Raw genomic sequence first — 26,426 nt, 5'->3', positions numbered from 1 at the left:
CTCATTTGGTGAAGCTAGTAGAGGTCGACCGTGTCGATGGTGGAGCGCTTGGTTCCGGACGAATTGTGGGAGTCGCTCCAGCGGGTGATACCGCCGTCCCCGACGCGTCCACAAGGTGGTGGACGACCCAGGTATGGGGACCGTGAAGTACTCGCGGCGATCGTGTTCGTGGCCACTACCGGCTGTACCTGGCGGCAGTTGCCGCCGGTGTTCGGAGCGTCCTGGCAGACGGTCCACCGCCGCTTCACCGAGTGGACTGCTGCGCGAGTGTGGATGAAGTTGGACCGGATCGCCCTGCACGAAGTCGGACCAATCAGAGAGGTGAATTGGTCGCGATTTGTGATCGACTCGATCAGAGATTATGCCATCGGAAGGCGCTGACCAGGCCTTTTCGAAAGCAGCCTTTAGCCTCGTTTAATTCATCGATAATGAAGCGAGGTCGGTCTATCGGCCTTTTTGGGAGGACGGTCAAGTTATGCGCTATGATGGCCAGAAGAACCACGCTGTTGCATACGGCGTTAAAAGCTCTGCCGGGTGAGCCTGGCCGGGCTGGATGGACGTGGTGGCGCGGAAGATCCGTTCCTTGCCGAACTGGTGGACAGTCTTTTTCAGTATTGCGGCCGCCTCGCCGCCGTCGCGCGGGTGCTCTGCGCCTGCCGGACCAGCTCGATCGTTCGCCGGGGTCGCCGCGGTAAGCGTGCCGAGCGCGCGCCGGACCAGCGAGTAGGCGGCGAGATGCTGATCGTCGCCGGCGTCGGCGAGGTCGACGGCGCGCTGGGTCCACCACAACGCGCCATGTCGTCGCCGGTCTCCTGCACCACCCAGCCGATGTACTGGGCGTAACGGGACCCGAGCTGTAACAACGTCCGGCGCGTACGTGCACGGTGGAACTTTCGCTCGACTCCACCGCCGAAACAGCTCGGGCCCGCCTCGGTAATCGCGTGGCTGCCCTGCTTCGCCTCGATGAGGTCTGCGCGAGAAGAGCCGGGGTTCCGACCCTTCTCGCTAACCTCCGTCGGTTATCGACCTGGTGGAGCGGTTGCGGGTTCTGGCTAGGGCTTCTAGGGCTGTTTCGTCGGCGTCGGGGAGGGTGTGTAGGTAGCGCTCGGTTGTGGCGATGGAGGCATGGCCTAGGCGTTCCTTGACCACCTGGAGGTCGGCGCCGCCGTTGAGTAGCCAGGAGGCGTGGGCGTGGCGTAGGTCGCGCATGGTGGGTTTGAAGTTGAGGCCGGCGGCGGCCAGTGCGGGGTTCCAGATGTTGCGGCGGAACCAGTCGTTGGGGATGTGGCCGTCGGTTTCACGGACGCGGCGCGGCCGAGGGTTGTCCTTGCCTTTCGCGCGGCGGGCGGCTCGGTAGAGGGAGAAGGCGCCTCGGCAGTAGTCGCAGCGGCAGCGGCCGGCGGTGTAGCCGCTGAGGGTTCCGTGGTTGTAGGTGCGGCCCTGCTGGGTTGCAGGTCCGAGGCCCGGTGGCTGAGGTTCGTCGCCTCCCATCTGGCGGGGATGTTTCCGTATCTGCCGCAACGGCCCGGCTACAACAAGCGGCTCAGATCGGCGTTGCCACTGGTCAAGCGAGCCATCCGGATGCTGGCGGCCGACACCGACTTCTGGCTGGACAATGTGTGGATCGCCGACTCGACCCCGGTGGAGTGCGGCCGGTCCCGGCCCACGGTCAAGCGGTCGGAACTGGCCGGCTGGGCCGGCTATGGCTACTGCGCCTCGCATTCGAGGTTCTTCTGGGGGCTGCGGCTGTATCTGGTGTGCGCTCCGGCCGGGATGCCGATCATGTGGGCGCTGGCCGATCCCAAGCTGGACGAGCGGGAGGTGCTGGCGGCGATGCTGGAGGTCGATGCCGAGCTGGTGGCCGACCGGCCGGGCCTGCTGCTGATCGCCGACAAGGGTTTCAAAGCTCGATGGTTCGAGGACGAGCTGGCCGCACAAGGCGTCCAGCTGCTGCGCCCCTCGATGCGCAACGAGCAGTCCAGACCGGGCGAACACCTGCTCAAACCGGTACGTCAGCTGATCGAGTCGGTCAACGACACCCTCAAGGGCCAGCTCGACCTGGAACACCACGGCGGCCGGACCGTCGAAGGCGTCGCCACCCGGGTCGCCCAGCGCATCCTGGCCATGGCGGCCGCCATCTGGCACAACCACCACACCGGCCAGCCCATCACCCGATCACTGATCGCATTCGACCACTGATCACTTCGGAACTACTCGTCTAGGCCGGCAAGGCCGCGCCCCCGCCACCTTGGCACCGGGTCAAGAGGCGATCCAGTCTCTATGTCGAGACCCGATGCCGTGGTCACGCTAGCAAGCTAGCCCGCCCGGGACAGGACGCCAGCGTGTCCACGACGGCGGCGTGATGGTCATGACCGTGCCGCGAGAAGGGCGGCGCGGTCGAAGCGGGCGATGAGGCCCGTTTTCCGGTGGTGCTTTCCGCGCAGGTGCGTGAGCCGCGCGGTGAACTCCTGGCGGAGGCCGTCGCGGTCGGCGATGGCCCGCAGGTCCTTGAGGAGTTCGACGGCCACGTCGTAGTCGGACGGTTTGCGGGCGTCGATCAGTTCGTCGACGCGTGCCCAGGTGATCTCCGGGTCGCGGGCGATGGCGTCGAGTCTCTTCTCGCGGGCCGCCGCGCGCTGTTGCTCGCGGCGGGCCTCCTGCTCTGCACGTGCCGCCTCGGCTTTGCGTTCGCGCTCGTGGCGGAGTGCGGCGGCGGTGTCCAGCAACTCGGCCACCGTGCGGCGGGGACCGTCCGCGCTTGCGGCATCGGGTTCGCCGCGGAAACGGCGGAGTAGCTCCATCTGGACCTGGGGCCCCTGGCCCTGCGCGACTCGGAGGAGGAGAGCCTTCCCCTCCTTCGGGGGCAGTTCTTCGATCCACTTGGCGAGCCGGCCGGGGTCGTCCTTGGTCTCGGTCAGGGGCGGGCTCGTCTGGGCGGCGACTTGGAGGAGGTCGGAGTCGAGACGGAGGAAGTCGGCGAGAGCGCGCTGGGGAGCGGTCAGGGAACGCAGCCCTGCGGGTACCGGTGGTTCGAGTTCGTCGTCCTCGTCCTGGTCGAAGGCGTCTTCGTCGCGTTCCCAGGTTCCGTAGGCCGCGAGCCAGGCAAGGTAGAGCGGGCGCAGGTCTCCGGCGGCGAGTTCGGTACGGACTCCGATGATCGCCGACAGGGAGTCGTCGGCGCCCTCGATCCAGTCGCCGCCTTCGTCCTGGCTGGTCAGGTCGAGGATGAGGTGCTTTCCGGAAACTTCGGCGGTGACGTAGGGGTCGATGCAGTACCGCTCGGCGACCTTGAGGGGGAGCAGCGTGCGGGGAAGGCGGAGCATCACCTGGTGGGTGCCCCAGTTGGTGACGTACAGGTGGGCGTCGTAGTAGCGCCGCATCATCGTCCGCGGACTACCCCGGAAATCGCCCCAGTGGTATTCGTTGGTGAAACTGGTGGCGGTGATCCGTGCCCGAGTGGAAAGAGTGCGGACTTCGGCCTGCTGCTTCTCGTCCAGGGGCTGGTCGACGGCCAGGAACTCGTAGTACTGGTATTCGCTCATCTTCGCTCGTCGTCAGCAGGTCCAGTGTCGGTAGGCGTCGATCCATTCGGCGCCCGCCGGGCGTGGCGTTGGAAGCGGCAGATCTAGGATCCCGATGGCCTGCCGGTGCTTGGCTCGGGTGCAGATCCCAACGATCTCACCACCAGGCGAAAGATCGATCTTCGTGACGGTCACCTCGACGCCCAGGACAGTGGTCTGGAAGGGCACGATCAAATGCTCTTCCAGCAGGCAATGGAACGCGGCGTGTTGCTCGTGCTCGTCGTAAGCGTCGACGATGGCCTGCTCAACCAGGGCGTCCAGTTCGGCATCGCTCAGGCTTGTCACCCTGGTCAGGGTAGTGAGGCCGGGCTGAGGGATGTGAGGTTTCGCTCGACCCGACGATCAATGGGTGGCGCCGTTCCTCGGCTCGGATGCCTGGCTGCGCGGGATGTCGGCGCTCAGCGGGTTCCGCCGTTCGGCTTGAATGGCTCTGTGACGGACACGCAGGTCAACGAGGTGCGGCGGTTGATCGACGGATTGCGGTGGGACCGCCGGCGGGACCCTTATCGGGGACGCCGGGAGTACGCGGCGCAGGCCGACGAGGTGGCAGCGGAGATCGACCACCTGATCAGACGCGAGGCGGCGGCTCAGGCGGTTCCCTTGGCGCGCCGGGCGGTGGAGCGAGTCACCTCGGCGTTGCTGTATCTGGACGACTCGTCGGGGATCGTGGGCGACCGATTGCGCGAGCTGATGTTCCTGTACGCCCAGGCGTGCACGGCGGCGCCGCCGGATGTCAAGCGGCTGGCTGCTTGGCTGGTGAGGACGCGACTGGACGGGCCGGGCTGGCCGGACATCCGGCTGGCGGAGTTCAAGGACGCGCTGGGGGAACGAGGCCTGAGCGAACTCGCCCGCCTCGTGAAGGAGCGTCGTGCCACCGATGATCCGGACTCATGGGCGGTGACCGTAGGCGTGCGGGACCTGCGGGAGCAACTGGCGGCGGTCTCGGGCGATGTGGACGCGCATGTCGCCGTGCTGGCCGAGGACCTGCGCGGCACCTACCGCTACACCGAGATCGTGAACGCCTTGCGGGCGGCCGGACGGGACGGTGACGCAGAACGGTGGGCCCGCGAGGGGCTGGCGCGTGACGGAGCGGGCCACCAGGCCGACGAGCTGCGCAACCGGCTGGTGGATCTGCTGTTGGACCACGGCCGCCGTGACGAGGCCATCGCATTGCGCCCAGACCGCACTGGAGCACCGGACGATGCACATCGACTACGTAGCGCTCCGCAAGACCGCCGAACGCGCCGACCAATGGCCCGACCTGCGCGACCCGGCGCTGAGCGTGATCCGCGGCCGGGCACAGGTCGACCACCGCTACGTCACCGAACTACTCAACGTCTTGATCGATGAGAACCTTCTGTACGAGGCATGGCACCTCGCGGTCGCCCACCCGAACGATCTGCACGAGTCGCAGTGGTTCCGGCTGATCGAGCTCTGGGAGATCGGGCACCCCGCCGACCTGATCGCGCCCTACCAGGACCTGATCGAGCTGCGGTTGGCGATGACCGGCGACAAGTACCGCTACAGCAAGGCGGTCAAGACGATCGCCCGACTCGGTGAGGCGTACCGGCGATCAGGTGACGAAGACGGCTTCGCCGGCTACCTGGCAGACCTCCGGATCCGCCACAAGCGCAAGACGTCGTTCATAGCCAGGCTGGACCGGGCCGGGCTGCGTTCGTGACCGGCACTCTTGAGGACGAACGGACGACCTTGCCAGTTGGCATGCTAGCTAGCGTGGTCGGGAGCGCGAGCGGAGTCCGAGCCAGGTCGGAGACCACGCTTGAGTTGACGACCAGGAGATGGTCGGGAACGAAGAGGTCGTGGGTTCGAATCCCGCCACCCCGACACTGAAGTACCAGGTGAGAGAGGGTCTCGGCGATCGTCCGGGGCCCTTTTTCGATCTTTGAGGTCCGTGGGGAGCCGAACGGGGAGCCACCGTCACGCGACGGTTTCGGACTTCTTGCGACTGGTCTCGGGCGCGCGTGCGGCGAAGACGTTGTCACCCATCACCCGGCCCCGGGCAGGGCGATCTCGTTGACGCTGCGGGCGTTCGCGAGGAGGCGGAGAACCGCACGGGACGGGAGAAGCCGGCCAGCCCAAGTCAGGGGAAGGGCGCTGAAGGACGGTCATCATCTCCCAGTTCGGGGTGACCTTGGTGCGGCAGCTTCGGGCTGGTGGTGGGCCGCGAGCCGGTCTTGTGTGTTTGACCTGTGTCGCGCCCGAATTTTTTTGGAAACCAACCGTTGACGATCGTGCTATTTCCCGGACACGTAACAACAAGGTGCTTTCGGGAGTGACTCATCTCGCCGGTCCAGCTCGGACCGGCGGGCGACCCCGGTGCAGAAGGGTCCCATCAATCACTCAAGCAACGGACATGGCCAACCATACCGGACATACGGGCCAGGGGCTCGCCGGGCAGCGTCCCCGCACCTCGCGAACGGGCTGCCAGAAACTCTTTGCGCATCACCTCGGAGGCCGCACATGCTCGATGTGATGTTCACGTGAACGGTCGACCTGCTGCGGCATGTGGCCTACGTCGATCCGGCATGTTCCATCGTTTAGAAACTCGCCGGAGCCGCCGGGTGATGAAGCGCCGGCTCCACCATGCGAGAGGCGGACAACGCCGCCAGGGCCGAGTGGGCCCGCGGCGGCGCGTAGCCGTCCTGCCCGCTGCGTTTCTCGTGCTGGGCGCCTTCGTCGCCATCGGCCTTCTTCACACCCCCGTCCGCCCCACCTCAGAGGCGGCCGGAATGACAGAACTATCCCGAACCGTCGACCCGAGTCCCGGCGATCCTGTACAGCCCGCAGGCGGCAGGGCCCCGGCCGCCGAGGCACCCGGCCGGGCGACCACCATCGGCCTCGTGGCGGCGATAGCCGCCATCGACATCGACTGGGGCGACAAGAAGGCCATGAAAACCGTCGACCGCGACCCCGGCGGATCATTCAAGTGGGATCCCAAAACCGGCCGCGTCGAAGTGTGCGACATCGAACCCGACGGGCACCTCGTACGCGGAAGAGTCACCCTCAACGGAGAAGTAGTACGCGCAACCGACGGCAAGCCGCTCCAGATCCGCGCCGGCGAGAACGACAAGTGCTACGTCAAAGGCATCAAGAACTACAAACGCAGCAAGAAATACGGCTTCGAGATCTGCCTGGCCCTGAGCGATGAGCACGAAGATGGGCACTGCAACACCAGCAACAGTCGCCAGTGGCCCGAGGTCGACATCGAGGACGAGGGATACTGCCATCATAGGTCATCCAAAGAGGAAAGACTCAAGTGCGCAGGCGGGGAGAAGAAGAGAGAAAGTCAAATACTTGAGCCTCCTAAGGCCCCAAAGAAGTCGGACAAGTATTTTCTCACTCACAAGCCCGACTCCGCTCTACCGCGCGGCCACGCGAAAGGAACGACCAAAGTCGCCGAAACGGCAGGGATATTGCTTCGCTGGTTGACTTGGTTCGCCGCAGGCGGGTGCGTACTTGGCCTCATCATGGTCGGAGGCATGATGGCGATCAAACACAAGAGGGGCGAGTTCGGCGCGCATGCCACCGGGATGGGCTGGGTGCTGATCGCATGCGTCGTCGTGGGCTCCGGGTTTGCCCTCGCCTTCATTGCTCTTCTGGTCGACCCACTTTGAGGCGGGCGGCAATCCTGCCCGACCGAGGGATTTCGTGTTTCCCGATCGATCTACGGCATCGCCCAGATTCACAACCTGATGCCGAGGGCCAGGTTGCGCAGGGTGGCCATCGCCCGGGGGTCGTTGCCGAGGTAGGCCTGCTGGTCGTCCTCGCACCAGATGGTGTCGCGGGCCCGGTGCCCGAGGTTCTCGAGGCCCCAGTGCCGGCGGGCGTGGCCGCAGATCTCGGCCGCTGACATCCGGGCCCGGCTGGTGGCCACGATCACGACCTGTTCCCCTTGATGGTCAGCATGCCTCGCGGGCGGCGCGGCGGGCGTCCAGGGCTCGTCCTTACCGCCTGGAAGGTGTTGGAGGCGTTGGCCCGGTCGGGTTCGATGATCTGCCGGCCTGCGCGGGCAGCTCGCCGCCGACCGGGTTGACCAGTGACGCACTGTGGCTGTCGCGGTGGGCGTCTACTCCCATGACGGCATCGGTGCTCTCTGACGGCATCGCCATTGCGGCTCCCATTCGTCTCGGGGGGCGTGGTCGGCTCCGGCCCGGGAGGAGTCACCACGCGGACACATCTGTCATGAGTCACGCCGCTCGGCGGACGGGCTTCTGATCAGGTCAGCGGGGTGGACCAGGCTGGGGCCGGCGATCTCGGTGACGAGTCACGCGAAGAGCACGCCACGGGGCGGCCGGCCTCGATGATTTGGGTGCTGAGCTTGAAGCGGCGGTACTCCTTGTCCTTCGGGCATTCCTTGACCAGGAAGTGGCGGCCTTCAGGTGGAACTTCGGGTTCAGCTCGACGAGCCCTATCTTGAGCACACGCTGGTCGGTGCGTACACGGTCGCGGTGAACATCGTCCGATCATCCACCGGTGGTGCCTCGCCACTCTGGCGACGCGGCCTCAAAGTTATTCGCTAGGGCAACGCACAGATCAGTCGATTGATGTTGCCGCGGTGCCCGGCGACCGGACGGTTTCATGAGTCGGTCAGACGCAGCGGCGTACGGCCGGTCCACCAATGTCAGAGAGGGAGTTTCCTATGCGGAAAATCAAGAAAGGTGCGGCGCTGGCCATGGTCAGCGCGGCTGCCCTCGCAGGGTCCGTGGCCATCAGCAATCCCGCCATGGCGGCGTCGTCTCCGATCGCGGCGTGCGGTGGTGGCTCGTACCGTGTGATCAGCTCGACTGATCTGGGTGCGGCCACCGTCTATCTGATGTGGAACGGCACCTACAACTGCGCCGTCACTTGGAAGGATCAACCGAACAGCAAGTTCGTCGCAGTTGACATTCAGAATGATGCTGGCGCGAGCGACGAGGATAGCGGTAACTACAGCACGTATGCTGGTCCGGTAAAGGTGTATGGCAAGGGCCGTTGCATCATGTACCAAGGCGCCTATGGCAATGCGTCGGGCGGGTCAGTTGAATGGGGTCATTGCGGCTGACCGCACACCGGCTGCTCGTGGCGGATCGCAGGAGCGGCGCCTTCGGACATGACTAGACAGTTCCAGAGGTGCGCGGGACGCGGCACCCGGTGATCAGCCGGAAGTGCCCGGTGGCAGCTGTTAGCGAGCATGACGGGGTCCAGGGTGTCCTGGACCCCGTCAGCCTCCAGGATGCGTCGCCACCTGTCCGCCACGGTGGAGGTGTCTGTGCCGTGGGGGCGCGTGGGCGGGTCTGAGGTTGCGTTCGGTCTGCTCCTCGGCGCCGCCTGTCGGATGTCGCGGTGCTTAGCTGGTCGTTCGGGTGTGACGCCGCCCTTCGGAGAGGCCCGGGCCTAATCTCTTGCGGCTTCGTTGGGGTGCCATAGGCGGGGGCTGGTTCGGGTTGTTAGGCGGCGTAGGAAGGTTAGGACGCCTGCTGTGCCTGTGGCCCAGGTGAAGGCTTGGGTGTCCAGGTCGTTGCCTGGGAAGGTGGGGGCTTCGTGGGGGCCGCCGGCTCGGATGAGCATGAGTTCGGCTATTTGCTCTGCGTGGTGCCAGTAGGTGTTGTCATCGGTGGCGACTGCCACGTCGATCAGGGCTTCGCCTATGCCTGCTAGGCCGCAGCACTGGGATGTCACCCAAGCGCGAGGAGCTACTTGCATGCAGGCGTCGGCTATTCGGGTGGTCAGCGACAGGTAGGTGTCGTCGTTGTAGGCCGAGGCCGCGTGGAGGAGGGCCGTTGCTACGCCTGACATGCCCTGGCACCAGGATGCGCCCATGGGACGTCCGGACGGGGAGGCCAGTTCTTCGGTCAGGGCTTCGGCTGACTTGGCCAGGGCGGTGAAGCGTTCGCGGGCGCCTTCGCCGGAGGCGGTGTCGCCGGTGGCCAGGTGGTGGGACAGGAGGAAGTCGGCTATGCCCGCGGCGCCGTGGGCGTAGGCGGTGTCCACGTCCAGGCCCACGCCGGACGGCTCGAAGGCCAGGAGTTGTTCGGGGAGGGCGTCCGGCTCGGTGAAGTCGCCGGACAGCAGGCGGCGGGCGCATTCGGTGGCCGTTGCGAGGTGGTCGCCGTCTGGGTCGAGGGAGGCCAGGAGAAGGTGTCCGGTGCCTATGCCTGCCAAGCCGTGGGCCTGGTCGGCGCGTTCTTCGCCGGTCAGCTTCGCTCGCACGGGGGAAGGCACGCCCGCAGTGGTCAGGAAGATGGCCGTTCCTGTTAGGCCGAAGTACAGGGACGGGAGGAGGTCCGCGGGAGGCAGGTTCGTGGCCGTCCAGCGCGCCAGGTCGAGGCCCATGGCGCGGCCCTCGGGGTGTTGGAGCAGCTCCATGCCCACGCCCGCGGAGCCTGCGTAGACGTTGGTCACCGGGGGTGCGGAGCGGCGGGCGTCGGCCGGGCCCTCCATCAGGCGTTCCGCGTAGCCCACGACCTCGCGGGTGGTGTGTGCGAGAACCGCGGACAGGAGGTCGTCGGTCAGGTGTACCGGCGGTGCGTACGAACGCGGGGCCGGCGCCTCACCGCCGGTGCGGAGCGACTCGGCGGCGGACGTTCGTTCTGTCGGGTCCAGGCTGAGCAGGCGCGGTATGAGGGCGACGGTACCCGTAGGTTCCGGGAAGATCCGGGACAGGCACTGGAGGGTGCGTTCCACCCCGCGCACGAGGTCAGAGTCGATGATGACGGGGTTCAGTCCGGTCGCCGCGTAGAAGAGGGTCGCGCCCAGGGAGAAGTAGTCGTCGGCAGGGGTGGACGGACGTCCGGTGCGCTGGTCCGGGACGCTGAAGCCGCGGCTCCAGCCGGGCATCTGCAGGTCCTCGTAGCCGCTGGTGCCGAAGTCGATGAGCGTGCAGCGGCCGTCCTCCACGACGATGTTCTTCGGCGACAGGTCGCGGACGACCACGCCGCGCTCGTGCACCGCGTCCAGGACCTCCAGGATCCGGGACGCCAGGGCGGTCAGGTCGCCGTCCCTGTACACGCCGGACTCGGCGACGTGGCGGTTGAGGTCGGTGGTGCCGGCGTCGGTCATGACGAGGTATTCGTCCTCGCCGTGCCGGAAGTGGTCGAGGGGCTCGGGAACGCCCGGGACGCCGGTCAGGGCGCGGAGGATGCGCAGCTCGTTGCGGAGGTACATGCGCAGGTCGAAGCCCTCGGGGCGTTCGCCGACGTAGGCGCGGGTCTCCTTGACGATGACGGGGCGTCCGTCCGGGGCCTCGGCTCGGTAGACGCTGCCGCGCGGGCCGCGCATCACGCCGGACGTCACCCGGTAGCGGCCGCCGATCATGCGGCCGGGTTTCGTCACCGCCGCAGCGGCCGCGGCCGCAACCGCCGCCCCCTCCACCTCGGAAGGGGCACCGCGGAAGGGGTCGGTCGCCCAGGGCGGGCAGGTGAACTCGGCTCCCGCGGCGCCGGGGAGGGTCTCGCCGGACGGGCCGACGACGATCAGCGAGAACTCGCCGTTCTCGTCCACCTTGTACTGCGGAAGGAACGGGGCGTACCGGTAGTACACGGGGGCGTCGGGGCGGACGCGGCGGTCGCTGACGATGCGCGGGCCCGCCATCCCGGCGAGGGCCTCGGCGAGGGCGTGCCCGAGGGCGGTGACCTCGTCCTGTGCCGGGTAGACGGTGACGGCCTTGCCGACCGCGCCGGCGTCCCCGTCGCCCGAGTTCAGGTCGCCGAGGACGGCCGCGGAGCGGGCGGCTTTGAAGTCGCAGGCGGTGCCGAGCAGGACGGGGAGCACCCGGTCGAGCGTCGCGGCCAGGGTGCCGGGACGTGCCGAGACGTGCAGCTTCCAGCCCTGGGCGGGAATGTCGAAGCGGGGGTCGTGCACGCTGACCCACGTATCGTCCGCGACTACTTCCCTACCAATCTCGTGGGCAATGCCGGCCAGATGCCCCAGCACATCGAAAACGGCCGTGTTCACACTGTCGGGACCGGACGTCGCCATTCGTCTCCCCCGTCGTGTCGTCGACTTGGATATGACCGGAGAAAGGCAGCCGGACGGGCCGGCGGCCTTTCTCCGGCGCAGGAGCGCAGGCCGCCGCGACCACCGCGGATCGCGGGGGCCGGCGCGCTTCAGGGGTGTGTCAGACGATCGACGGACAGCAGGGGAACGTGGAGCACACCGTCTTCTTGCAGGTGTTCACACAGGCCTGCGGCCCGTGGAGCAGCTCCGTCAGCTCCATCTCGAAGTCGACGTCGAGGTCCTCGATGTCGAGGATGCCGGCGTCGCGGGGCTCGATCGCGAGCACGGACATGGTGGGCTCCTTCCTGGCCGCTCGTGGCGGCCGGCGAGGGGACTTGCGCCGGGAAACGGCACTTTGTGGGCGCCATTTCCCGCACCGGACCATCCGGTACAACCGCCTTCGCGAGTATCGGATGATCATGACGAACGCATTATGAGCAGATGTTGTCCATTCTGTCCAGCCACGAAACTCTTCCCTGTTCCAGGCATTTACATCCGTTCCGTGATGATCTACCTTGGCTCAGTGATCATGAAACGCGGGCCGTCCCGGCGCAGGTCATCGGTGCGGGGATCGACCGGATGCGGCTGAGGGTGCCGCGCCGGCCGCGCCGTCCCACCACGGACGAGGTCGACGAGACAGGGCTGGAGACCCGCTACTGGGAGGCCCACGACGCGGAGCTGATGTCCGCCGGCCTCGGGACGATGGTCCGGCAGTTGCCCGCGCTCGTCGCCGCCGCGCTGCGGCTGGCGTGGCGGGCGAACCGCCGGGACACCGCGGTGGCGCTGGGCGGCAACGTGCTGGCCGGGGTGTTCACGGCGTTCGGGCTGCTCGCCACGTCCGAGGTGCTGGCCTCGCTGTTCGCCGGCGGACCGACGCCCGGCAAGGTGCGGGCGGCGCTGCCGTCGCTCGCGCTGGTCGCGGCGGCGGCCGGGCTGCGCGGCGCGCTGACGACCGCGGCGGGCTGGGCGCAGGCCCGGCTGAAACCGCAGGTCGAGCGGGCCGCGGAGACGCGGCTGTTCGAGCTGACGACCCGGGTCGAGCTGACCGCGTTCGACGACCACGAGTTCCACAACGCGATGCGGCGGGCGCGCGACAGCGGCGTCCCCGACTCGGCGACCGTGGTGGAGATGACGGTCACCGCGACGACCGGGGCGGTCGGGGTGGCGGCGCCCGCGGTGGCGCTCGGGCTGCTGCATCCCGCGCTGGCCCCGCTGCTGCTCGTCACGGCGGTCCCGGCGGGCTGGGCGGCGCTGCGCGTGGCGCGGCTGCGGTACGCGGCGTTCCACCGGCTGTCGACGGCGCGGCGGCGCAAGTTCATGCTGTCGGACCTGATGGCCGAGCGGCTGCCCGCCGCCGAGGTGCGGGCGTTCACGCTGCGCGGGTTCCTGCTGGGCCAGTACGACCGGGTCGCCGATCTCGAACAGCGCGTCCAGTTGGACGTCGCCCGCGACCAGACCCGCACCAAGGCGGCGGGGGACCTGCTGACCGGCGTCGCGAACATCGGCGCGTATTGCGCGCTGGGCGTCATGCTGTCGGCCGGGGTGATCCCGCTGTCGGTCGCGGGCGCGGCCGTCCTCGCGATCAGGGCGGGGCAGACGTCGCTGACGGCGCTCGTCCAGAGCGTCAACCGGCTGTACGAGGCGGGCCTGTACTTCGGCGACTACCTGGAGTTCTGCGAGCTGGCCGAGCACCGGGTGCCGCCGCCGTCCGGCGGGGCGCCGCCCGCCGGGTTCCACCGGCTGACCGCCGACCGCGTCTCGTTCACCTACCCGGAGGCGGACGCGCCCGCGCTGTCGGAGGTCAGCGTCACGGTCGCGCGGGGCGAGGTGATCGCGCTCGTCGGCGAGAACGGGTCGGGCAAGACGACCCTGGCCAAGCTGCTCGCGGGCCTCTACCGCCCGGACGCCGGGACGATTTGCTGGGACGAGACCGACCTCGCGGGCATCGACGGCGAGGCGCTGCGGCAGCGGGTCTCGGTGATCGCCCAGGACCACACCCGGTGGCCGCTGACCGTCCGGGAGAACATCGTGATGGGACGTCCCGCCGACGCGGACCGGCTCGCGGACGCGGTCGCGGCGGCGGGCGCGGACGCGGTGGTCGGGGAGCTGCCCGCCGGGTACGACGCGCTGCTCGACCGCCGTTTCCGGGGCGGTCACGACCTGTCGGGCGGGCAGTGGCAGCGCATCGCCGCCGCCCGCGGCTTCTACCGGGACGCCGACCTGGTCATCTTCGACGAGCCGACGTCCGCGCTGGACGCCCGCGCCGAGCACGCCCTGTTCGAGCGGATCCGGAACCACGCGGCGGGACGCACGGTCGTCCTCATCACCCACCGGCTCGCCAGCGTGCGCTTCGCCGACCGGATCTACGTCCTCGACCACGGCCGCGTCGTCGAGCACGGGAGCCATGCCGAGCTGCTGCGGCTCGGGGGCCTGTACGCCGATCTGTACCGGCTGCAGGCGTCCGCGTACCAGCTCGGCGACGACCTGGTCCCTGCGGAACCGGGGGCGTCATGACCGTGCTCGCGGCGGCCTGGCCGGTACTGATCGTCGTCCTGGGGGCGGCGGTGGCGGGCAAGGTCCGTGATGCCGGCGCCTTCGGACGGGTGATCGCCGGCTACCGGATTCTGCCGGATCGTGTCGCGACCCCGGCCGCGGTCCTGGTCCTCGCCGCCGAGACGGGCGCGGCGCTGCTTCTCGCGGTCCCCGTCACGCGGCGCTGGGGCGCGCTCCTCGCGGCGCTGCTGTTCGGCGCGTTCCTGACGGCGATGGTCTCCGTCCTGCGGCGGGGGATGAGCGTCGAATGCGGGTGTTTCGGCGCGAACCGTCCGACACCGGTGGGTCCGGCGAGCCTTGCGCGGACGGGCCTGCTGCTGCTCCTGTCCGTCGCGGCCGTGGTCGCGGGACCGGCCGGCTTCTCCGTCGTCCAGCCTCCCCTGTCGGTGCTCGCCCTCGCCCTGGTCGCGGCCATGCCGCGCCTGTTCCCGCCCGTCGAGACGCCTCCCGCCCCGCGCGAGGGCACCCGCTTCAAGCTGGCGGCCGGGCCTGAGACGGTCACCGACGGCCCGACGCTGTTCGCGCTCATCTCACCGTCGTGCGGCCTCTGCACCGCCATGCTCCCCGAGTTCACCGAGGTCGCGGGGCGGATGCGGGTCGTCCTGGTGAGCGCGGGGCCGCCGGAGGAGACCCGCGCCCATCTCGCCGCGCACGGCGTCGACCTCCCGCTCGTGATCGACCCCGACGTCTTCGACGCCAACGGCGTTCCGTGGCCGCCGTTCGCCGTCGTGACCGACCAGGACGGGACGATCCTCGCCGCGGGCGGCACCGACAGCGCCGCCCGCCTCGCGGCCCTCCTCGACGCTCCGCGCGTCCAGACCGCGATCAACCGCTGAAGGCGTCCCGCAGCGGTCTGCGGTTGGCGATGACGACCACGCCGCAGAGGAGCACGCCGCAGAGGACGCCTTCGAGCTTCATCCAGAGGGGGAAGTCACCCGGGATGGCGGTGATGACGACGATCGCGGCGAGCATGACCGCCGAGGCGATGCGGAGGCGGCGGTAGGCCGAGGCGCTGCCCTGGGCGGCCTGGACGGAGGACGCCATCATCAGCGTCGCGGTGACGGCCACGATGACGGCGTGGACCCAGGCCTCCTCCGGCGCGACCGACGGGTGGCCGTGGAGGACGCCGAGGACGGCGATCGCCCCGAGGCTGATCGCGAGGTAGCAGCCGACCAGCAGCTTGATGCCGCGGAACGCCGTCCTGGCCGCGGGCCGGTCCGAGACCCCGGTCATGACCGCACCGCCCTGTCGAACAGCCGGGTGATCTCGCCGATGTAGTGGTCGAAGTCGAGGTCGGGATGGGCCGTGAAGTAGAAGGAGGCGTTGTCGATGACGGCACGGATCGACAGGGCCAGGACATGCGGGTCGAAGGCGCCGAACTCTCCCGCCTCTTGACCGTCGGCGAGGAATCGGGCCAGCCAGGCGACCGGGTCGTCCCCTGGAGGCCGGAGGTCGGTGTTCTCCAGGATCCGGTGCACCGCGCTGACGTGGGCCGCGTGGCCGGCGATGTAGCGGAGGTTGGACGTCAGATAGGCGCGCAGCTTCTCCACGTACGTCTCGGCCCCGGTGATGTGCGGCGCCATGGCGGACGCGCCGTCCTCGAACAGCGCGCCGACCAGGGCCTCGTTGATCGCCTCCTTGGTCTTGAAGTGGTACAGGACGGTGCTCTTGGACGTCTCCGCCTCCCGCGCGATCTTGTCGATCGAGGCGGCCGCGTAGCCGTCGCGGTTGATGATCGCGATGGCCGCGCCGACGATGTCGTCGCGGCGGGCCCTCTGGGTGCGGGTGAGGGCCGGACCCGCGTCACTTTTTGACCGCATGGTCAGATTTAGATCGTTCGGTCAGTTCTGTCGAACGCGCGCTCGACTTCACCGGACGGGTCATCTCCAGCGCCGCCCTGATCGCGACGATCGTCCGGCTCGTCCTCGTCCCCGCCCTGATGGTCCTGATGGGCGAGGCCAACCGGTGGCTCCCCCGCCACCTGGACCGCCACCTCCCCCACCTCCGCGCCTGACGTCCTCGACTCCGCGGATCGAGGGGCGGGGCGACCGGTACGCTGGCGCGCCATGCACGAGATCGCACGGCTGGCCGGGTTCTACGCCGCTCACGGCGTCTGGAGCGTCGCCGACGGGGAGACGCTGATCCCCATGCTCGGGTACGTGGACGCGGACGGCGGCCAGGGAATGGACCGGCTCGTCTTCGACGACGTCGGCGATGCCGCACGAGCCGGCCAGGCCGCTCTGGAGGAGGGACGGGACGGCCGGATCCGCGCGGCACTCGTCGTCGACGCCTACCTTCACCTCGACAGGGGAAAGGTCGACGCGCTGATCGTCGACGCCGTCGAGTACGGCACCGAGCGGCAGGCGCTCACGATGGCCGTTCCGTACCTGCCGCGGTCGTCGCCGCAGGGGTTCGCGGTCTACCGGCCCAAGTTCATCGACGTCACGGGCGTCGAAGAGCCGGACTACGCCGCGCTGGCCGACGCCTTCTTCGCCGGAGTCGACTCCCACGAGCGGGCGGCGGCCGTGTGGAACGAGCACCTTCTCGACGAGTCCGCCTGAGCCTTCCGCGGAGGCTGGTGATTTCGCCGATGTGGGGGCCTTTGGCGTGGGTTGACACTCCGGGGGTTGGTTCGTCCCACCCCTGGAGGATTCATGAGAAGGCTCCTCGGATCGCTCATCGCGCTGTGCGCGGCGCTGGCGGCGTTCGGGTCCGGCCTGGCGCCGGCTCACGCGGCGGGGCCGCGGCCCGTGGTGTTCGTGCACGGGTACACGGGCAGCGCGTCCAACTGGGTGACCGCCATGTCGGTGTTCCGTGCCGCCGGCTACAGCAGTGACCAGCTGTTCGCGTACGAGTACAACTCCTACGGCGACAACACGCAGAACGCGGCGGGGCTCGCGTCGTACGTGAACCAGGTCAAGTCGCGGACCGGCGCGTCCCAGGTCGACATCGTCAACCACTCCATGGGCGGCCTGGTCAGCCAGTACTACCTGAAGGTGCTGAACGGCAACTCCAACGTCGCGCACCTGGCGTCCATCGCCGGCGCCAACCACGGGACCACCTTCGCCAGCGCCTGCACCATCTACGCGACGTGCCGCCAGATGCTGCCCGGCTCGTCGTTCATCCGGCAGATCACCGCGGGTGACGAGACGCCCGGGAGCACGCAGTACGCGACCTGGTACTCGCCCTGCGACGGCATCATCATCCCCTACACCAGCACGCGCCTCACCGGCGCGAACAACCACTACGTGGCCTGCCAGACCCACATCGGCTTCCTCGCCGACCCCCTGGTGCTCGGCGCCATCGCCCAGTTCACCAAGGGCTGATCGGCAACGGAGGCGGGCGGGCAGGCCCGCCCGCCTCCGTGCGTCCCGACGACTTGTCGGGTCACGTCGCGTTTGGCCTGGTCCTGGCGGTGCAGACTGTCAGGGTCGGCGACAGGGCTCTTTCTGGGGGGACGGGCCTGTGCGGAAATTCGCGTGCGCTTCCGTGATCGCGGGGGTGGCCCTGAGCCTGCTGGCCGCCTGCACCGATTCGTCCGACGACGGCCCGCCGGCCGGCAGCGCACCGCCGCCGACGGCCACCGGTAACGGCAGTCCCACCAGCGGCTCGGCGCTGAGGGGCAAGGTGATCGTGCTCGATCCCGGGCACAACGGGGCCAACGCCGACCACCCCGAGCAGATCAACAGGAAGGTCTTCGTCGGGAACGGCTACAAGCCCTGCAACACGACCGGGACGAGGACCACCGGCGGGTATCCCGAGCACGCCTTCACCTGGGATCTGGCGAACCGGCTGGCGAAGGTGCTGCGGGCCGAGGGCGCCAAGGTGACGCTGACGCGCAAGAACGACGAGGGCGTCGGGCCGTGCATCACCGAGCGGGCGGCGATCGCCAACCGGCTGCGCGCCGACGCGACCCTGTCGATCCACGCGGACGGCTCGGCGCCGTCCGGGCACGGCTTCCACGTCATCACGCCGCTGCCGGTGGGGAAGAACGCGCCGATCGTCACCCCGTCCCGCACGCTGGGCGTGGCGATCCGGGACGGCTTCCGGTCCGGGACGGGCATCCCCTTCTCCACCTACCTCGGCAAGAACGGCCTGGACCGGCGCGACGACCTCGGCGGGCTGAACCTGTCCACGGTGCCGGTCGCGTTCATCGAGTGCGGCAACATGATGAACCCGGGTGACGCGGCGAAGATGACCAGCGGCCCGTTCCGGCAGCGCATGGCCGACTCGCTGGCGAAGGGCTTCCAGGCTTACCTGCGTTGACGCTGTTTGCCGTTCACGGGGATTAAGGGGGAGATCGTCCGGCTACGTCCCGGGATGACGCCGGATGATCGGGGGACGGTATGGCCCGCAGGGCAGGACGGCACGCACCGCCCAACTGGGAGATGATGCTCGGGCTGGCGGTGTCCGGTTTCCTCCTCTACCTGTGGGTGTGGGCGGCGACGCAGGGCGGTCCGCCCTGGTGGTAGACCGCCCCGGCACGGCGGTTCCCTAGCGGGACAGCAGGTCCCGGAGCTCCTTCGCGATGTCGGCCGGTGCCTCCTCCGCCATGAAGTGGCCGAAGTTCACGGTGGCGTGCCGGAGGTCGGACGCCCAGGCGCTCCACAGCGCCTCGGCGTCGTAGCCGAGCACGGCGCCCCAGTCCTGCTGCAGCACGGTGACGGGCATCCGCAGCCGGTTGCGCGCGTCGCGGTCGGCGGTGTCGTGCTCGACGTCGACGCCCGCGGACGCCCGGTAGTCGGCGACGATCGAGGGGATCGCGGCGCGGCAGGCGTCCAGGTAGGCGGCGCGGATGTCGGGCGGGATCGCGGACGGGTCGTTTCCCCACAGGTCGAGGAAGTGCCCGAAGAACGCGTCCGGCTCCCCGGCGATCAGCCGTTCGGGCAGGCCGGGCGGCTGGGCCATCAGGTAGAGGTGGAACCCGGCCGCGGCTGTGGTGCCGTGCAGGACGTCCCACATGTCCAGCGTCGGCAGGACGTCCAGGCAGGCCAGGTGCGTGATCGTGGCGGGGTGGTCGAGGCCCGCGCGGAAGGCGACGAGGGCGCCGCGGTCGTGGCCCGCGAGGGCGAACCGGTCATGGCCGAGCGCGCGGGCGAGGGCGACGACGTCGGCGGCCATGGTGCGCTTGGAGTAGCCGTCGGACGGCTTGCCGCTGTCGCCGTATCCGCGCAGGTCGGGCGCGATGACGGTGTGGTCGGCGGCGAGGTCCGCGGCGACGTGCCGCCACATCAGGTGGGTCTGCGGGAAGCCGTGCAGCAGGACGATCGGGGAGCCCGAGCCGCCGACTGCCGCGTTCAGGGAGACGCCCTCGGCGACGGGGACGCGTATGTAGTCGAATCCAGAGATCGTAGGCATGGCCTCAGCGTGCCGGGGGCGGATGAGCATCCGATGAGCGCTATACCGTGGTCGGCGTGGAGGTCCTGTTCGGGGTGCTGGGGCCGGTGACCGCCTGGGACGGGTCCGGGAGCGCGATCGCCCTGAAGGGGCCGCGGCACCGCGCCGTCCTGGCCCGGCTGATCGTCGCGCGGGGACGCGTCGTGCCGGTGTCCCGGATCGTGGACGATCTGTGGGCCGACCCCCCGTCGGACGCGGTCGGGGCGGTGCGCACCTTCGTGGCGGCGCTGCGGCGCGTGCTGGAGCCCGATCGTCCACCAAGAACGCCGTCCAGGCTCCTCGTCACCGAAGGACCGGGGTACGCGCTGCGCCCCGCCCCGGACGGGGTGGACGCCTGGCGCTTCGAGCAGGCCGCCACCGCGACGCGCCCGCCGTCCGAGCAGGTCAAGGAGCTGGACGAGGCGCTGGGCTGGTGGCGCGGCCCCGCCTACGCCGAGTTCGCCGGCGAGCCGTGGGCGCACGCCGAGCGCTCCCGGCTCGCCGAGCTGCGGCTGCACGCCGTCGAGCGGAGGGCCGGCGCGCTCATGGCCCTGGGGCAGGCGGCCGAGGCGATCCCGGACCTCGATGCCCATGTCGCCGAGCACCCCTGGCGGGAGGACGCGTGGCGCCTCCTGGCGCTCGCCCTGTACCGCACGGGCCGTCAGGGCGATGCGCTGGCGGTGCTCCGCCGAGCACGGAGCCTCCTGGTAGAGCACCTCGGCCTCGACCCCAGCCCGATGTTGCGTCGCCTGGAGGAAGACATCCTCCGCCAGGCCGACCACCTGGAACTTGGACACGACGCGGCCTCGCGAGTGTGGGCGCAGGCGGCGGAGGCGTACGACCGGAGCGTCTCGTCCAGCGCGCGGGCGCGGCTGGAATCGACGGTCGGCATCCTGCGGAACCTGGCGGTGACCGGCGCCGGAGGCCTGGTGGCGGCCCGCGAGCAGCGCATGGCGGCGATCACGGCGGCCGAGGAGCTGGGCGACGCCGAGCTGACCGCCCGGGTGATCGGCGCCTACGACGTCCCGGCGATCTGGACCCGGTCGGACGATCCGCGCCAGGCCGCCGAGGTCGTCGCGGCGGCCGAGCGGTGCCTGGCCCGGCTGCCGCACGAGTACGAGGCCGCGCGGGCGCGGCTGCTGGCCACGATCGCGCTGGAGTCGCGCGGCGCCCTGTCCGATCGCGGCCGGGCGGCGGCCCGGGAAGCCGAGCGCCTCGCCCGCGGCCTGGACGATCCCGCACTACTGGCGTTCGCGCTCAACGGCGCGTTCATGCAGGCGTTCGACCGGGCGGGGCGGGCGGCGCGGCGGGACGGGATCGGTGCCGAGCTGGTGGACCTGTCGGCGCGCAACGACCTGGTGAACTACGAGGTCCTCGGACGGCTCGTCCGGCTCCAGGCCCGCTGCGCGCTCGGCGACTTCACCGGGGCCGACGCGCACGCGGACGCCGCCGACCGGCTGGCCGAACGGCACGAGCGCCCGCTCGTCGGCGTGTTCACCACCTGGTATCGGGCGTTGCGGCTCGCCGCGTCCGGTGCCCCGATGGCCGAGGCGGAGGCCGCCTACCGGAACGCGGCCGAGCACATGCGGGGCTGCGGGATGCCCGGCCTGGAGGACGGCCTTCTGTCGCTCGCGCTCCTCTGCCTGCGCGTCCAGCACCGGCGGCCCGCCCAGACCTGCCCGGGGGACTGGGGGCCTTACGAGCCCTGGGCCCGTCCCCTCCTCCTGCTGGCGCGGGACCGGCCGGACGAGGCCGCCGAGGCCGTGCGGGACGTCCCCGAACCGCCGCGCGACCTGCTCTTCGAGGCCCTGTGGACCCTGACCGCCCAGGCCGCCATCGCCGTCGGCGACCACACGATGATGCAACGCGCACATACCGAACTGGCACCCGCCGCCGGCGAACTGGCAGGGGCAGGCAGCGGCGTCCTCACCACGGGCCCGGTCTCCCATCACCTGAACGACCTCACCACCGCCCTAAGAACCTGACCGACCAGAACCAGCCCCGCCAAACCAGCACGGCACCTGACACTGGACGCTGCCGGAGGCCCTGTTTACGGGACCTCTTTTCATTTCAGAGCTCCGGTCTCACGTGGAGGAGCCCCATGGGTGTCTACACCACCACGCCCATTCTGCACGTCAACACACGTCCCCAGTGGGGGTTCGTGCCGGCGGATGTCCTGGCACGGCACCTCCGCCGCGGCGAACGCCAAATTAAACTCTCAAAGCGGTTGCCAGGAAAACGGATGCCCGGACAGATAGAAGAGTCTCAAGTTCGCATCCCTCAACGATGGGTGAAGAATTCCGTGCGCAAGTTCAGCAAGGCAGCCGTGCTGGCATTGACCAGCGCAGCGATCGTCGCCGGCTCCATCGCCGCACCCACCGCAGCGAGCGCTGCATCGACACCGACAGCTGCGTGCGGCAATGGCTTCCGCGTGATCGACCGCCACACCCTGGGTGGCGCCGTCATCTACCTGATGTACGACGGCAAGGTCAACTGCGTGGTCACCTGGAAGACCGACTTCGTCGGCACCAAGACCGACACAGAGGCATACCTTTTCGACGGTGTATGGCCCGCCATTGACTCCGGCGACTACAAGTACTACGCCGGTCCGGTTTATGGAGGGGGCCCAGGCAGGTGCGTCGCCTGGGGCGGTTATGCCCGAGACAAGGCCAAGGGCAAACAGACGTGGTACTCCGAACGGGAGCACTGCGGCTGATCAGAGCTTCGACCAAAGCCCCGGCAGCCTTTCTGGCTGCCGGGCCTTTCGCTTCGATCGCGCTGCTGTGCCTTTGCTCTGCTTGGCAGTCGAGGGTCAGCGCCGCCGGCGAGCTGGCGGGGGCGGGCAGCGGCGTCCTCACCGCGGGCCCGGTCTCCCGGCACCTGGACGATCTCACCGCCGCCCTCGGGGAATGACCGGTCAGAACCAGCAGGGTCCCGTGCCCCAGGCCCATCCCCATTCCTCGGGGACGAAGAGGTGGATGCGGCACGACAGGTTGCCCCAGACGATGTAGGGCCCCCTGTCGTCCCAGCCGATGCTGCCGGGGGACTCGGCGGCCGCCCGGAGCGGTGCGGGCAGCCGCTCGATGACGTCCTGGGGGATCTGTCCCGCGTCCGGTTCCTGCGCCGCCTGCGCGGGAGCCGCGCCGAGGACCAGCGCACCGGACAGGACGGCGCCGCCGAGGGCCATGCTCAGTTTCCTCATGCGCCCGATTCTCATCTCGCCAACGAACACTGGCAAGGTTCGGCCGGAACCGGTCGGGTGCGAAATCGGTACACTGTGCCCATGACGACGTTCACCGGTCAGGCCATGATGCCCCGCTCGCGGGGCCGCTGACTCTGGACGCTGTTCGAGGCCCTGTTCGCGGGGCCTCTTCTCGTTTCGGGGCTCCGGTCTCACATGGAGGAGCCCCATGGGTGTCTACATCACCACGACCATCCCCTACGTCAACGCCCGTCCCCATCTCGGATTCGCGCTGGAACTCGTGCAGGCGGACGTCCTCGCACGGCATCTGCGCCGGCGCGGCGAGGTGCGGTTCCAGGCCGGGACGGACGACAACTCGCTGAAGAACGTCCTCGCCGCCGAGGCCGCCGGCATCGGCGTCCAGGAGTTCGTGGACGCGCTGGCCGAGGAGTTCATCGGGCTGGTGGGCCCGCTCTCGCTGTCGGTCGACGACGCGATCCGCACCAGCCGGGACCCCCGGCACCGGGCCGGGGTCGAGCGGCTGTGGCGGGCGTGCGCCGCGTCCGGGGACCTGTACCGGCGGCACTACGAAGGCCTGTACTGCGTCGGCTGCGAGCAGTTCTACGGCGAAGGCGAACTGGCGGACGGGCGCTGCCCCGAACACGGGACGGTCCCGGAGCAGGTTTCCGAAGAGAACTGGTTCTTCCGCCTGTCGCGCTACACCGGCCGGCTGCACGACCTGGTCAGCAGCGGCAGGCTCCGCATCGAGCCCGCCGAGCGGCGCAACGAGGTCCTCTCGTTCATCGCGGGCGGGCTGGAGGACTTCTCCGTCTCGCGCTCCACCGAGCGCGCCCGCGGCTGGGGCATTCCGGTGCCCGACGACCCGTCGCAGGTCATCTACGTGTGGTGGGACGCGCTCGGCAACTACGTCACGGCACTCGACTACGGGCGCGACGGCGCGGGCTACCGGCGCTGGTGGACCGGGGGCGGGCGCCGCGTCCACCTGGTCGGCAAGGGCGTCCTGCGGTTCCACGCCGTGTACTGGCCGGCGATGCTGCTGTCCGCCGGGCTGCCCGTGCCGGACGAGATCCTGGTGCACGGGTACCTCACGGCCGGGGGACGGAAGATCAGCAAGTCGGGGGACGTCACGGTCGACCCGGTCGGCCTCGTCCGCGAGTTCGGCGTGGACGCCGTCCGCTGGTGGCTGCTGCGCGAGGTGCCGAGGGTGGGCGACGCCGACTTCACCGCCGAGCGGCTGATCGCGCGGGCGGACGACGAGCTGGCCAACGGCCTGGGCAACCTCGTCCACCGGGTCGTCTCGATGGTCCACCGGTACCGGGGCGGGGAGGTCCCCGCCGCCGAGGCGGACGAGCTGGAGGCCGTCTGCCGGGAGGCGCCCGGCGAGATCGACGCGGCACTGGACGACGCCGACTTCCGCCGGGCCACCGCCGCGGTGTGGCGGATCGTCGACGAGGCCAACCGCCACATCAACCGGGTGCGGCCCTGGGAGCTGGCGAAGGCCGGTGACCCGCGGCTCGGCGCCGTCCTGGCCGGGCTGGTGAGCGCCTGCCGGACGGTCGGCGACCTGCTGGAGCCGTTCCTGCCCGACGCGGCCGAACGCGTCCGGCGGCAGTGCGCGGGGCAGCGGCTTCCCCGTCCCGAACCGGTGTTCCGCCGCCTCGGTGAGCCGCGCCCGGCGCGGGAGGGCGTCAGTTCTCGCTGAGGAGGCTGTAGAGGCGGCGCGCGACGTGCGGCCGCCGCGCCCGATGGTGGCCCTCGACGGCGGCGCCGACCAGCTCGTCCTCGGCGGTGAAGGCGGTCTCCATGATCGCGACGAACTCCGCCGTCGGCGGGTAGAGGCGGGCGGCGGCGCCGGCCGTCCGGCGGACGAGGACGCGGGCGCCCATGCGCAGGGCGGACTCGAAGTGGCGGACGTCCTGCCCGGCCCGCGCCTCGCTCGCGCCGAGGTCGCGGAACACCTCGATCACCGAGCCGGCCTCCCGCGCGCCGCTGTAGACGGCGAGGGCGTCCCGGACGAGGGGCCGGATCTCGCCCGCCCGCAGGTGCCCGTACGCGGGGACGCGCGCGGTGATCTCGCCGACGACCTCGGCGGTGATCTCGTGGAGGCGGTCGGCGAGAAACGTGTCCAGGTCGGGCTGCATGGCGCGTCCCCTTCGCGGTCCACGTGGATGCGGTAGACGCATGTTACCGGCGCGTAGGGAGATTCGCCGCTTAACTCCGAAATGTCCCGCAGCGCGGGCGGCCCGAATTTGCCCACCGCACCTAGGCTCTGTAGGAGGCGCCCGCCGCGCTCGACCGAGGGTCGGCCCGGGCCCGGACCCTGAGGCGACGGGGGGATTACTCCACCCCGGTTAGGGGTTTTCCCCTATGGCGATGAGTTCGCCCGGCGGGCAGAGTCGTAATCAGCAGAAGGGACGACGAGGAACCCTCCCGCAGGAAGAAGGCACTCCGATGTCGAACACGCCGAACTTCACCTCGATGACCGCAGCCGACCTCGCCGAGATCCTCTTCACCTCCCGGCTGCAGCAGTCCGACCACCCCTCCGCCGAGCAGGTCCGCAGCGCCATCCACGACCGGTTCGGCGCCTACGGCGAGGACCGCACCGCCTGCGTGGCCGCCGTCGCCCAGGAGGCCGGCGACCACCCCGAGACCTACGTCGCCCGCATGCGCTGGGCGCTGACCACCGTCTCCGCGGCCTACCCCGAGCTGACCGCGGCGGCCTGACCCACCGGAGGGACCATGCGTTCACCGTTCACCGACCGCCGCGAGGACATCGTCCCGCGCACGCTCCGCGACCTGATCGCCGCCGACGCGTCCCAGGCCGGCAAGGAAGCGCCCCGGCGCCGACAACGCCGGACCATGACCGTCCGCCGCGTCACCTAGCGACCGCGCCACCGGCACCGCCCGGTGGCGCGCCGCCGCGAACTATGCTTGGCGACCGTGAGCGAGGAGCCGACGGACGACCAGGGTGCCCATCCCCGTGCCGACGGCCGCGAGTACCGCATCGGCGAACTCGCGAAGGCCGCCGGCGTCCCGGTACGGACGCTCCGCTACTACCAGGAGCGCAAGCTGCTGCCCCCGCCCCGCCGCGAGGGGCGCATCGGGCTGTACTCCGAGCACCATCTCGCCCGCCTCCGCATGATCGCGAACCTGCTGGAGCGCGGTCACACCCTGGAGGGCATCCGCGAGCTGCTCTCGGCGTGGGAGCAGGGCCGCGACATCGGCACCGTCCTCGGCGTCGAGCAGGCCGTCACGACCCCGTGGTCCACCGAGGTCCCGGTCACGATGACGCTGGACGAGCTCGCGGCGCTGTTCCCCGGCGGGGTCGGCCCGGACGCCGTCGAGCGGGCCGTCGCGCTCGGCCACATCGCGGTGGACGGCGACCGCGTCACCCACTGGAGCCGCCGCCAGCTCGACGCGACGGTGACGCTCGTCCGGGCCGGAGTGCCGCTGGACGCCGTCCTGTCGGCCGGGCAGGAGCTGCAGCGCAGCATGGACGACCTCGCCGCGATGTTCGTCCGGCTCATCGCCACGCACGTCGTCGGGCGCCTCGACGACCGCGAGATCGACGACCGGCATCTCGGCGAGCTCACCGAGACCCTCGCGCGGCTGCGGCCCGGCGCCCAGGTCACCGTCGAGGCCGGCTTCGCGCGGGCCATGGACCGCCAGGTCCGCACCGCCATCGACCAGCTCCTGGCCCGCCTCGCCACCCCCTGAGC

At 69.9% G+C, this 26,426-nt stretch carries 30 protein-coding genes and 1 pseudogene; 19 read left to right on the top strand and 12 right to left on the bottom strand.

Annotation, left to right across the window (positions count from 1 at the left end):
• Positions 1-30: 30 nt before the first annotated feature.
• Together ABGB11_RS04685 and ABGB11_RS04680 are read left to right on the top strand one after the other, a co-directional pair.
• A pseudogene (locus ABGB11_RS04685) lies at positions 31-354 on the top strand (transposase); the annotation flags it as partial.
• 180 nt (positions 355-534) lie between these two features.
• Positions 535-843: a hypothetical protein gene (locus ABGB11_RS04680; protein WP_347629121.1), complete on the top strand. Its 309-nt coding sequence runs from the start codon at positions 535-537 to the stop codon at positions 841-843.
• 162 nt (positions 844-1,005) lie between these two features.
• On the opposite strand, the gene ABGB11_RS04675 is transcribed toward ABGB11_RS04680, so the two are convergent.
• Entirely contained in the window at positions 1,006-1,491 is a 486-nt protein-coding gene (locus ABGB11_RS04675) for a tyrosine-type recombinase/integrase (protein WP_347629119.1), read from the bottom strand.
• On the opposite strand from ABGB11_RS04675, the gene ABGB11_RS04670 reads away from it, so the two are divergent.
• A complete protein-coding gene (locus ABGB11_RS04670; protein WP_347629117.1) occupies positions 1,423-2,199 on the top strand; it encodes an IS982 family transposase in 777 nt (258 codons plus the stop codon). The two genes, ABGB11_RS04675 and ABGB11_RS04670, sit on opposite strands and share 69 nt — an antisense overlap.
• Before the next feature lie 167 nt (positions 2,200-2,366).
• On the opposite strand, the gene ABGB11_RS04665 is transcribed toward ABGB11_RS04670, so the two are convergent.
• Positions 2,367-3,542 carry a hypothetical protein gene (locus ABGB11_RS04665; RefSeq protein ID WP_347629115.1) on the bottom strand — a complete coding sequence of 392 codons (1,176 nt, stop codon included), beginning with the start codon at positions 3,540-3,542 and terminating at the stop codon, positions 2,367-2,369.
• A 12-nt stretch (positions 3,543-3,554) separates the two neighbouring features.
• Positions 3,555-3,866 (bottom strand): calcium-binding protein, encoded by a 312-nt coding sequence (locus ABGB11_RS04660; RefSeq protein WP_347629113.1) that lies wholly within the window; start codon positions 3,864-3,866, stop codon positions 3,555-3,557.
• Positions 3,867-4,013: 147 nt separating this feature from the next.
• Here ABGB11_RS04660 and ABGB11_RS04655 point away from each other — a divergent pair, with 147 nt between their 5' ends.
• The 3 genes from ABGB11_RS04655 (at position 4,014) to ABGB11_RS04645 (ending at position 7,216) form a co-directional block, all read left to right on the top strand.
• Positions 4,014-4,931: a hypothetical protein gene (locus ABGB11_RS04655; RefSeq protein ID WP_347629111.1), complete on the top strand. Its 918-nt coding sequence runs from the start codon at positions 4,014-4,016 to the stop codon at positions 4,929-4,931.
• Positions 4,921-5,262 carry a hypothetical protein gene (locus tag ABGB11_RS04650; RefSeq protein ID WP_347629109.1) on the top strand — a complete coding sequence of 114 codons (342 nt, stop codon included), beginning with the start codon at positions 4,921-4,923 and terminating at the stop codon, positions 5,260-5,262. The genes ABGB11_RS04655 and ABGB11_RS04650 overlap by 11 nt, the downstream gene beginning before the upstream one ends.
• A 1,180-nt stretch (positions 5,263-6,442) precedes the next feature.
• Positions 6,443-7,216 (top strand): hypothetical protein, encoded by a 774-nt coding sequence (locus ABGB11_RS04645; protein ID WP_347629107.1) that lies wholly within the window; start codon positions 6,443-6,445, stop codon positions 7,214-7,216.
• Positions 7,217-7,284: 68 nt separating this feature from the next.
• Here the strand turns inward: ABGB11_RS04645 and ABGB11_RS04640 are convergent, their stop codons facing one another.
• The gene (locus tag ABGB11_RS04640; protein WP_347629105.1) at positions 7,285-7,482 is read right to left on the bottom strand and encodes a hypothetical protein; all 198 of its coding nucleotides are present in this window, start codon (positions 7,480-7,482) and stop codon (positions 7,285-7,287) included.
• A gap of 759 nt (positions 7,483-8,241) precedes the next feature.
• On the opposite strand from ABGB11_RS04640, the gene ABGB11_RS04635 reads away from it, so the two are divergent.
• Positions 8,242-8,643, top strand: coding sequence for a hypothetical protein (locus ABGB11_RS04635; RefSeq protein WP_347629103.1), 402 nt, complete (start codon positions 8,242-8,244; stop codon positions 8,641-8,643).
• Between the two features lie 332 nt (positions 8,644-8,975).
• Here the strand turns inward: ABGB11_RS04635 and lanL are convergent, their stop codons facing one another.
• Both lanL and ABGB11_RS04625 read right to left on the bottom strand, forming a co-directional pair.
• Positions 8,976-11,558 (bottom strand): class IV lanthionine synthetase LanL, encoded by a 2,583-nt coding sequence (lanL, locus tag ABGB11_RS04630; RefSeq protein WP_347629101.1) that lies wholly within the window; start codon positions 11,556-11,558, stop codon positions 8,976-8,978.
• Positions 11,559-11,697: 139 nt separating this feature from the next.
• The gene (locus tag ABGB11_RS04625; protein ID WP_347629099.1) at positions 11,698-11,868 is read right to left on the bottom strand and encodes an SflA family class IV lanthipeptide; all 171 of its coding nucleotides are present in this window, start codon (positions 11,866-11,868) and stop codon (positions 11,698-11,700) included.
• A 287-nt stretch (positions 11,869-12,155) separates the two neighbouring features.
• On the opposite strand from ABGB11_RS04625, the gene ABGB11_RS04620 reads away from it, so the two are divergent.
• Both ABGB11_RS04620 and ABGB11_RS04615 read left to right on the top strand, forming a co-directional pair.
• A complete protein-coding gene (locus tag ABGB11_RS04620) occupies positions 12,156-14,090 on the top strand; it encodes an ABC transporter ATP-binding protein (protein ID WP_347629097.1) in 1,935 nt (644 codons plus the stop codon).
• On the top strand, positions 14,087-14,965 hold the full coding sequence (locus ABGB11_RS04615) for a MauE/DoxX family redox-associated membrane protein (RefSeq protein WP_347629095.1): 879 nt from the start codon (positions 14,087-14,089) through the stop codon (positions 14,963-14,965). The genes ABGB11_RS04620 and ABGB11_RS04615 overlap by 4 nt, the downstream gene beginning before the upstream one ends.
• On the opposite strand, the gene ABGB11_RS04610 is transcribed toward ABGB11_RS04615, so the two are convergent.
• The 3 genes from ABGB11_RS04610 to ABGB11_RS04600 are packed head-to-tail and all read right to left on the bottom strand — an operon-like array spanning position 14,955 to position 16,122.
• Positions 14,955-15,362: a hypothetical protein gene (locus ABGB11_RS04610; protein WP_347629093.1), complete on the bottom strand. Its 408-nt coding sequence runs from the start codon at positions 15,360-15,362 to the stop codon at positions 14,955-14,957. The genes ABGB11_RS04615 and ABGB11_RS04610 overlap by 11 nt on opposite strands.
• Positions 15,359-15,949, bottom strand: a complete 591-nt coding sequence (locus tag ABGB11_RS04605; protein WP_347629091.1) for a TetR/AcrR family transcriptional regulator — start codon at positions 15,947-15,949, stop codon at positions 15,359-15,361. Before ABGB11_RS04605 ends, ABGB11_RS04610 begins: the two co-directional genes overlap by 4 nt.
• Before the next feature lie 8 nt (positions 15,950-15,957).
• On the bottom strand, positions 15,958-16,122 hold the full coding sequence (locus tag ABGB11_RS04600; RefSeq protein ID WP_347629089.1) for a hypothetical protein: 165 nt from the start codon (positions 16,120-16,122) through the stop codon (positions 15,958-15,960).
• Between the two features lie 73 nt (positions 16,123-16,195).
• Here ABGB11_RS04600 and ABGB11_RS04595 point away from each other — a divergent pair, with 73 nt between their 5' ends.
• The 4 genes from ABGB11_RS04595 (at position 16,196) to ABGB11_RS04580 (ending at position 18,601) form a co-directional block, all read left to right on the top strand.
• On the top strand, positions 16,196-16,690 hold the full coding sequence (locus tag ABGB11_RS04595; protein ID WP_347629087.1) for a hypothetical protein: 495 nt from the start codon (positions 16,196-16,198) through the stop codon (positions 16,688-16,690).
• 93 nt (positions 16,691-16,783) lie between these two features.
• Positions 16,784-17,455, top strand: a complete 672-nt coding sequence (locus ABGB11_RS04590) for an alpha/beta fold hydrolase (RefSeq protein WP_347629085.1) — start codon at positions 16,784-16,786, stop codon at positions 17,453-17,455.
• Positions 17,456-17,618: 163 nt separating this feature from the next.
• A complete protein-coding gene (locus ABGB11_RS04585; protein WP_347629083.1) occupies positions 17,619-18,395 on the top strand; it encodes an N-acetylmuramoyl-L-alanine amidase in 777 nt (258 codons plus the stop codon).
• 80 nt (positions 18,396-18,475) lie between these two features.
• Positions 18,476-18,601 (top strand): hypothetical protein, encoded by a 126-nt coding sequence (locus ABGB11_RS04580; RefSeq protein ID WP_347629082.1) that lies wholly within the window; start codon positions 18,476-18,478, stop codon positions 18,599-18,601.
• 22 nt (positions 18,602-18,623) lie between these two features.
• Here the strand turns inward: ABGB11_RS04580 and ABGB11_RS04575 are convergent, their stop codons facing one another.
• The gene (locus ABGB11_RS04575) at positions 18,624-19,487 is read right to left on the bottom strand and encodes an alpha/beta hydrolase (protein ID WP_347629080.1); all 864 of its coding nucleotides are present in this window, start codon (positions 19,485-19,487) and stop codon (positions 18,624-18,626) included.
• Positions 19,488-19,543: 56 nt separating this feature from the next.
• On the opposite strand from ABGB11_RS04575, the gene ABGB11_RS04570 reads away from it, so the two are divergent.
• Both ABGB11_RS04570 and ABGB11_RS04565 read left to right on the top strand, forming a co-directional pair.
• Positions 19,544-21,490, top strand: coding sequence for a BTAD domain-containing putative transcriptional regulator (locus tag ABGB11_RS04570; RefSeq protein WP_347629078.1), 1,947 nt, complete (start codon positions 19,544-19,546; stop codon positions 21,488-21,490).
• Between the two features lie 116 nt (positions 21,491-21,606).
• Positions 21,607-22,221 carry a hypothetical protein gene (locus ABGB11_RS04565; protein WP_347629076.1) on the top strand — a complete coding sequence of 205 codons (615 nt, stop codon included), beginning with the start codon at positions 21,607-21,609 and terminating at the stop codon, positions 22,219-22,221.
• Between the two features lie 201 nt (positions 22,222-22,422).
• On the opposite strand, the gene ABGB11_RS04560 is transcribed toward ABGB11_RS04565, so the two are convergent.
• Entirely contained in the window at positions 22,423-22,707 is a 285-nt protein-coding gene (locus ABGB11_RS04560) for a hypothetical protein (protein ID WP_347629074.1), read from the bottom strand.
• A gap of 208 nt (positions 22,708-22,915) precedes the next feature.
• Between ABGB11_RS04560 and ABGB11_RS04555 the strand changes: the two genes are divergently transcribed.
• Positions 22,916-24,409 (top strand): methionine--tRNA ligase, encoded by a 1,494-nt coding sequence (locus ABGB11_RS04555; RefSeq protein ID WP_347629072.1) that lies wholly within the window; start codon positions 22,916-22,918, stop codon positions 24,407-24,409.
• On the opposite strand, the gene ABGB11_RS04550 is transcribed toward ABGB11_RS04555, so the two are convergent.
• Positions 24,396-24,848, bottom strand: coding sequence for a hypothetical protein (locus ABGB11_RS04550; RefSeq protein ID WP_347629070.1), 453 nt, complete (start codon positions 24,846-24,848; stop codon positions 24,396-24,398). The genes ABGB11_RS04555 and ABGB11_RS04550 overlap by 14 nt on opposite strands.
• Before the next feature lie 310 nt (positions 24,849-25,158).
• Here ABGB11_RS04550 and ABGB11_RS04545 point away from each other — a divergent pair, with 310 nt between their 5' ends.
• Genes ABGB11_RS04545 through ABGB11_RS04535 form a run of 3 tightly spaced genes read left to right on the top strand, consistent with a single transcriptional unit; the run spans position 25,159 to position 26,424 of the window.
• Positions 25,159-25,431 (top strand): hypothetical protein, encoded by a 273-nt coding sequence (locus ABGB11_RS04545; protein WP_347629068.1) that lies wholly within the window; start codon positions 25,159-25,161, stop codon positions 25,429-25,431.
• 15 nt (positions 25,432-25,446) lie between these two features.
• A complete protein-coding gene (locus tag ABGB11_RS04540) occupies positions 25,447-25,590 on the top strand; it encodes a hypothetical protein (protein WP_347629066.1) in 144 nt (47 codons plus the stop codon).
• A 57-nt stretch (positions 25,591-25,647) separates the two neighbouring features.
• A complete protein-coding gene (locus tag ABGB11_RS04535) occupies positions 25,648-26,424 on the top strand; it encodes a MerR family transcriptional regulator (protein ID WP_347629065.1) in 777 nt (258 codons plus the stop codon).
• Positions 26,425-26,426 lie beyond the last annotated feature (2 nt).

Source organism: Actinomadura sp. B10D3 (assembly GCF_039871695.1).
Classification (GTDB): domain Bacteria; phylum Actinomycetota; class Actinomycetes; order Streptosporangiales; family Streptosporangiaceae; genus Spirillospora; species Spirillospora madurae.
Note: the sequence above shows the minus strand (reverse complement) of the source record. Positions and strands in the feature narration are given on the sequence as shown.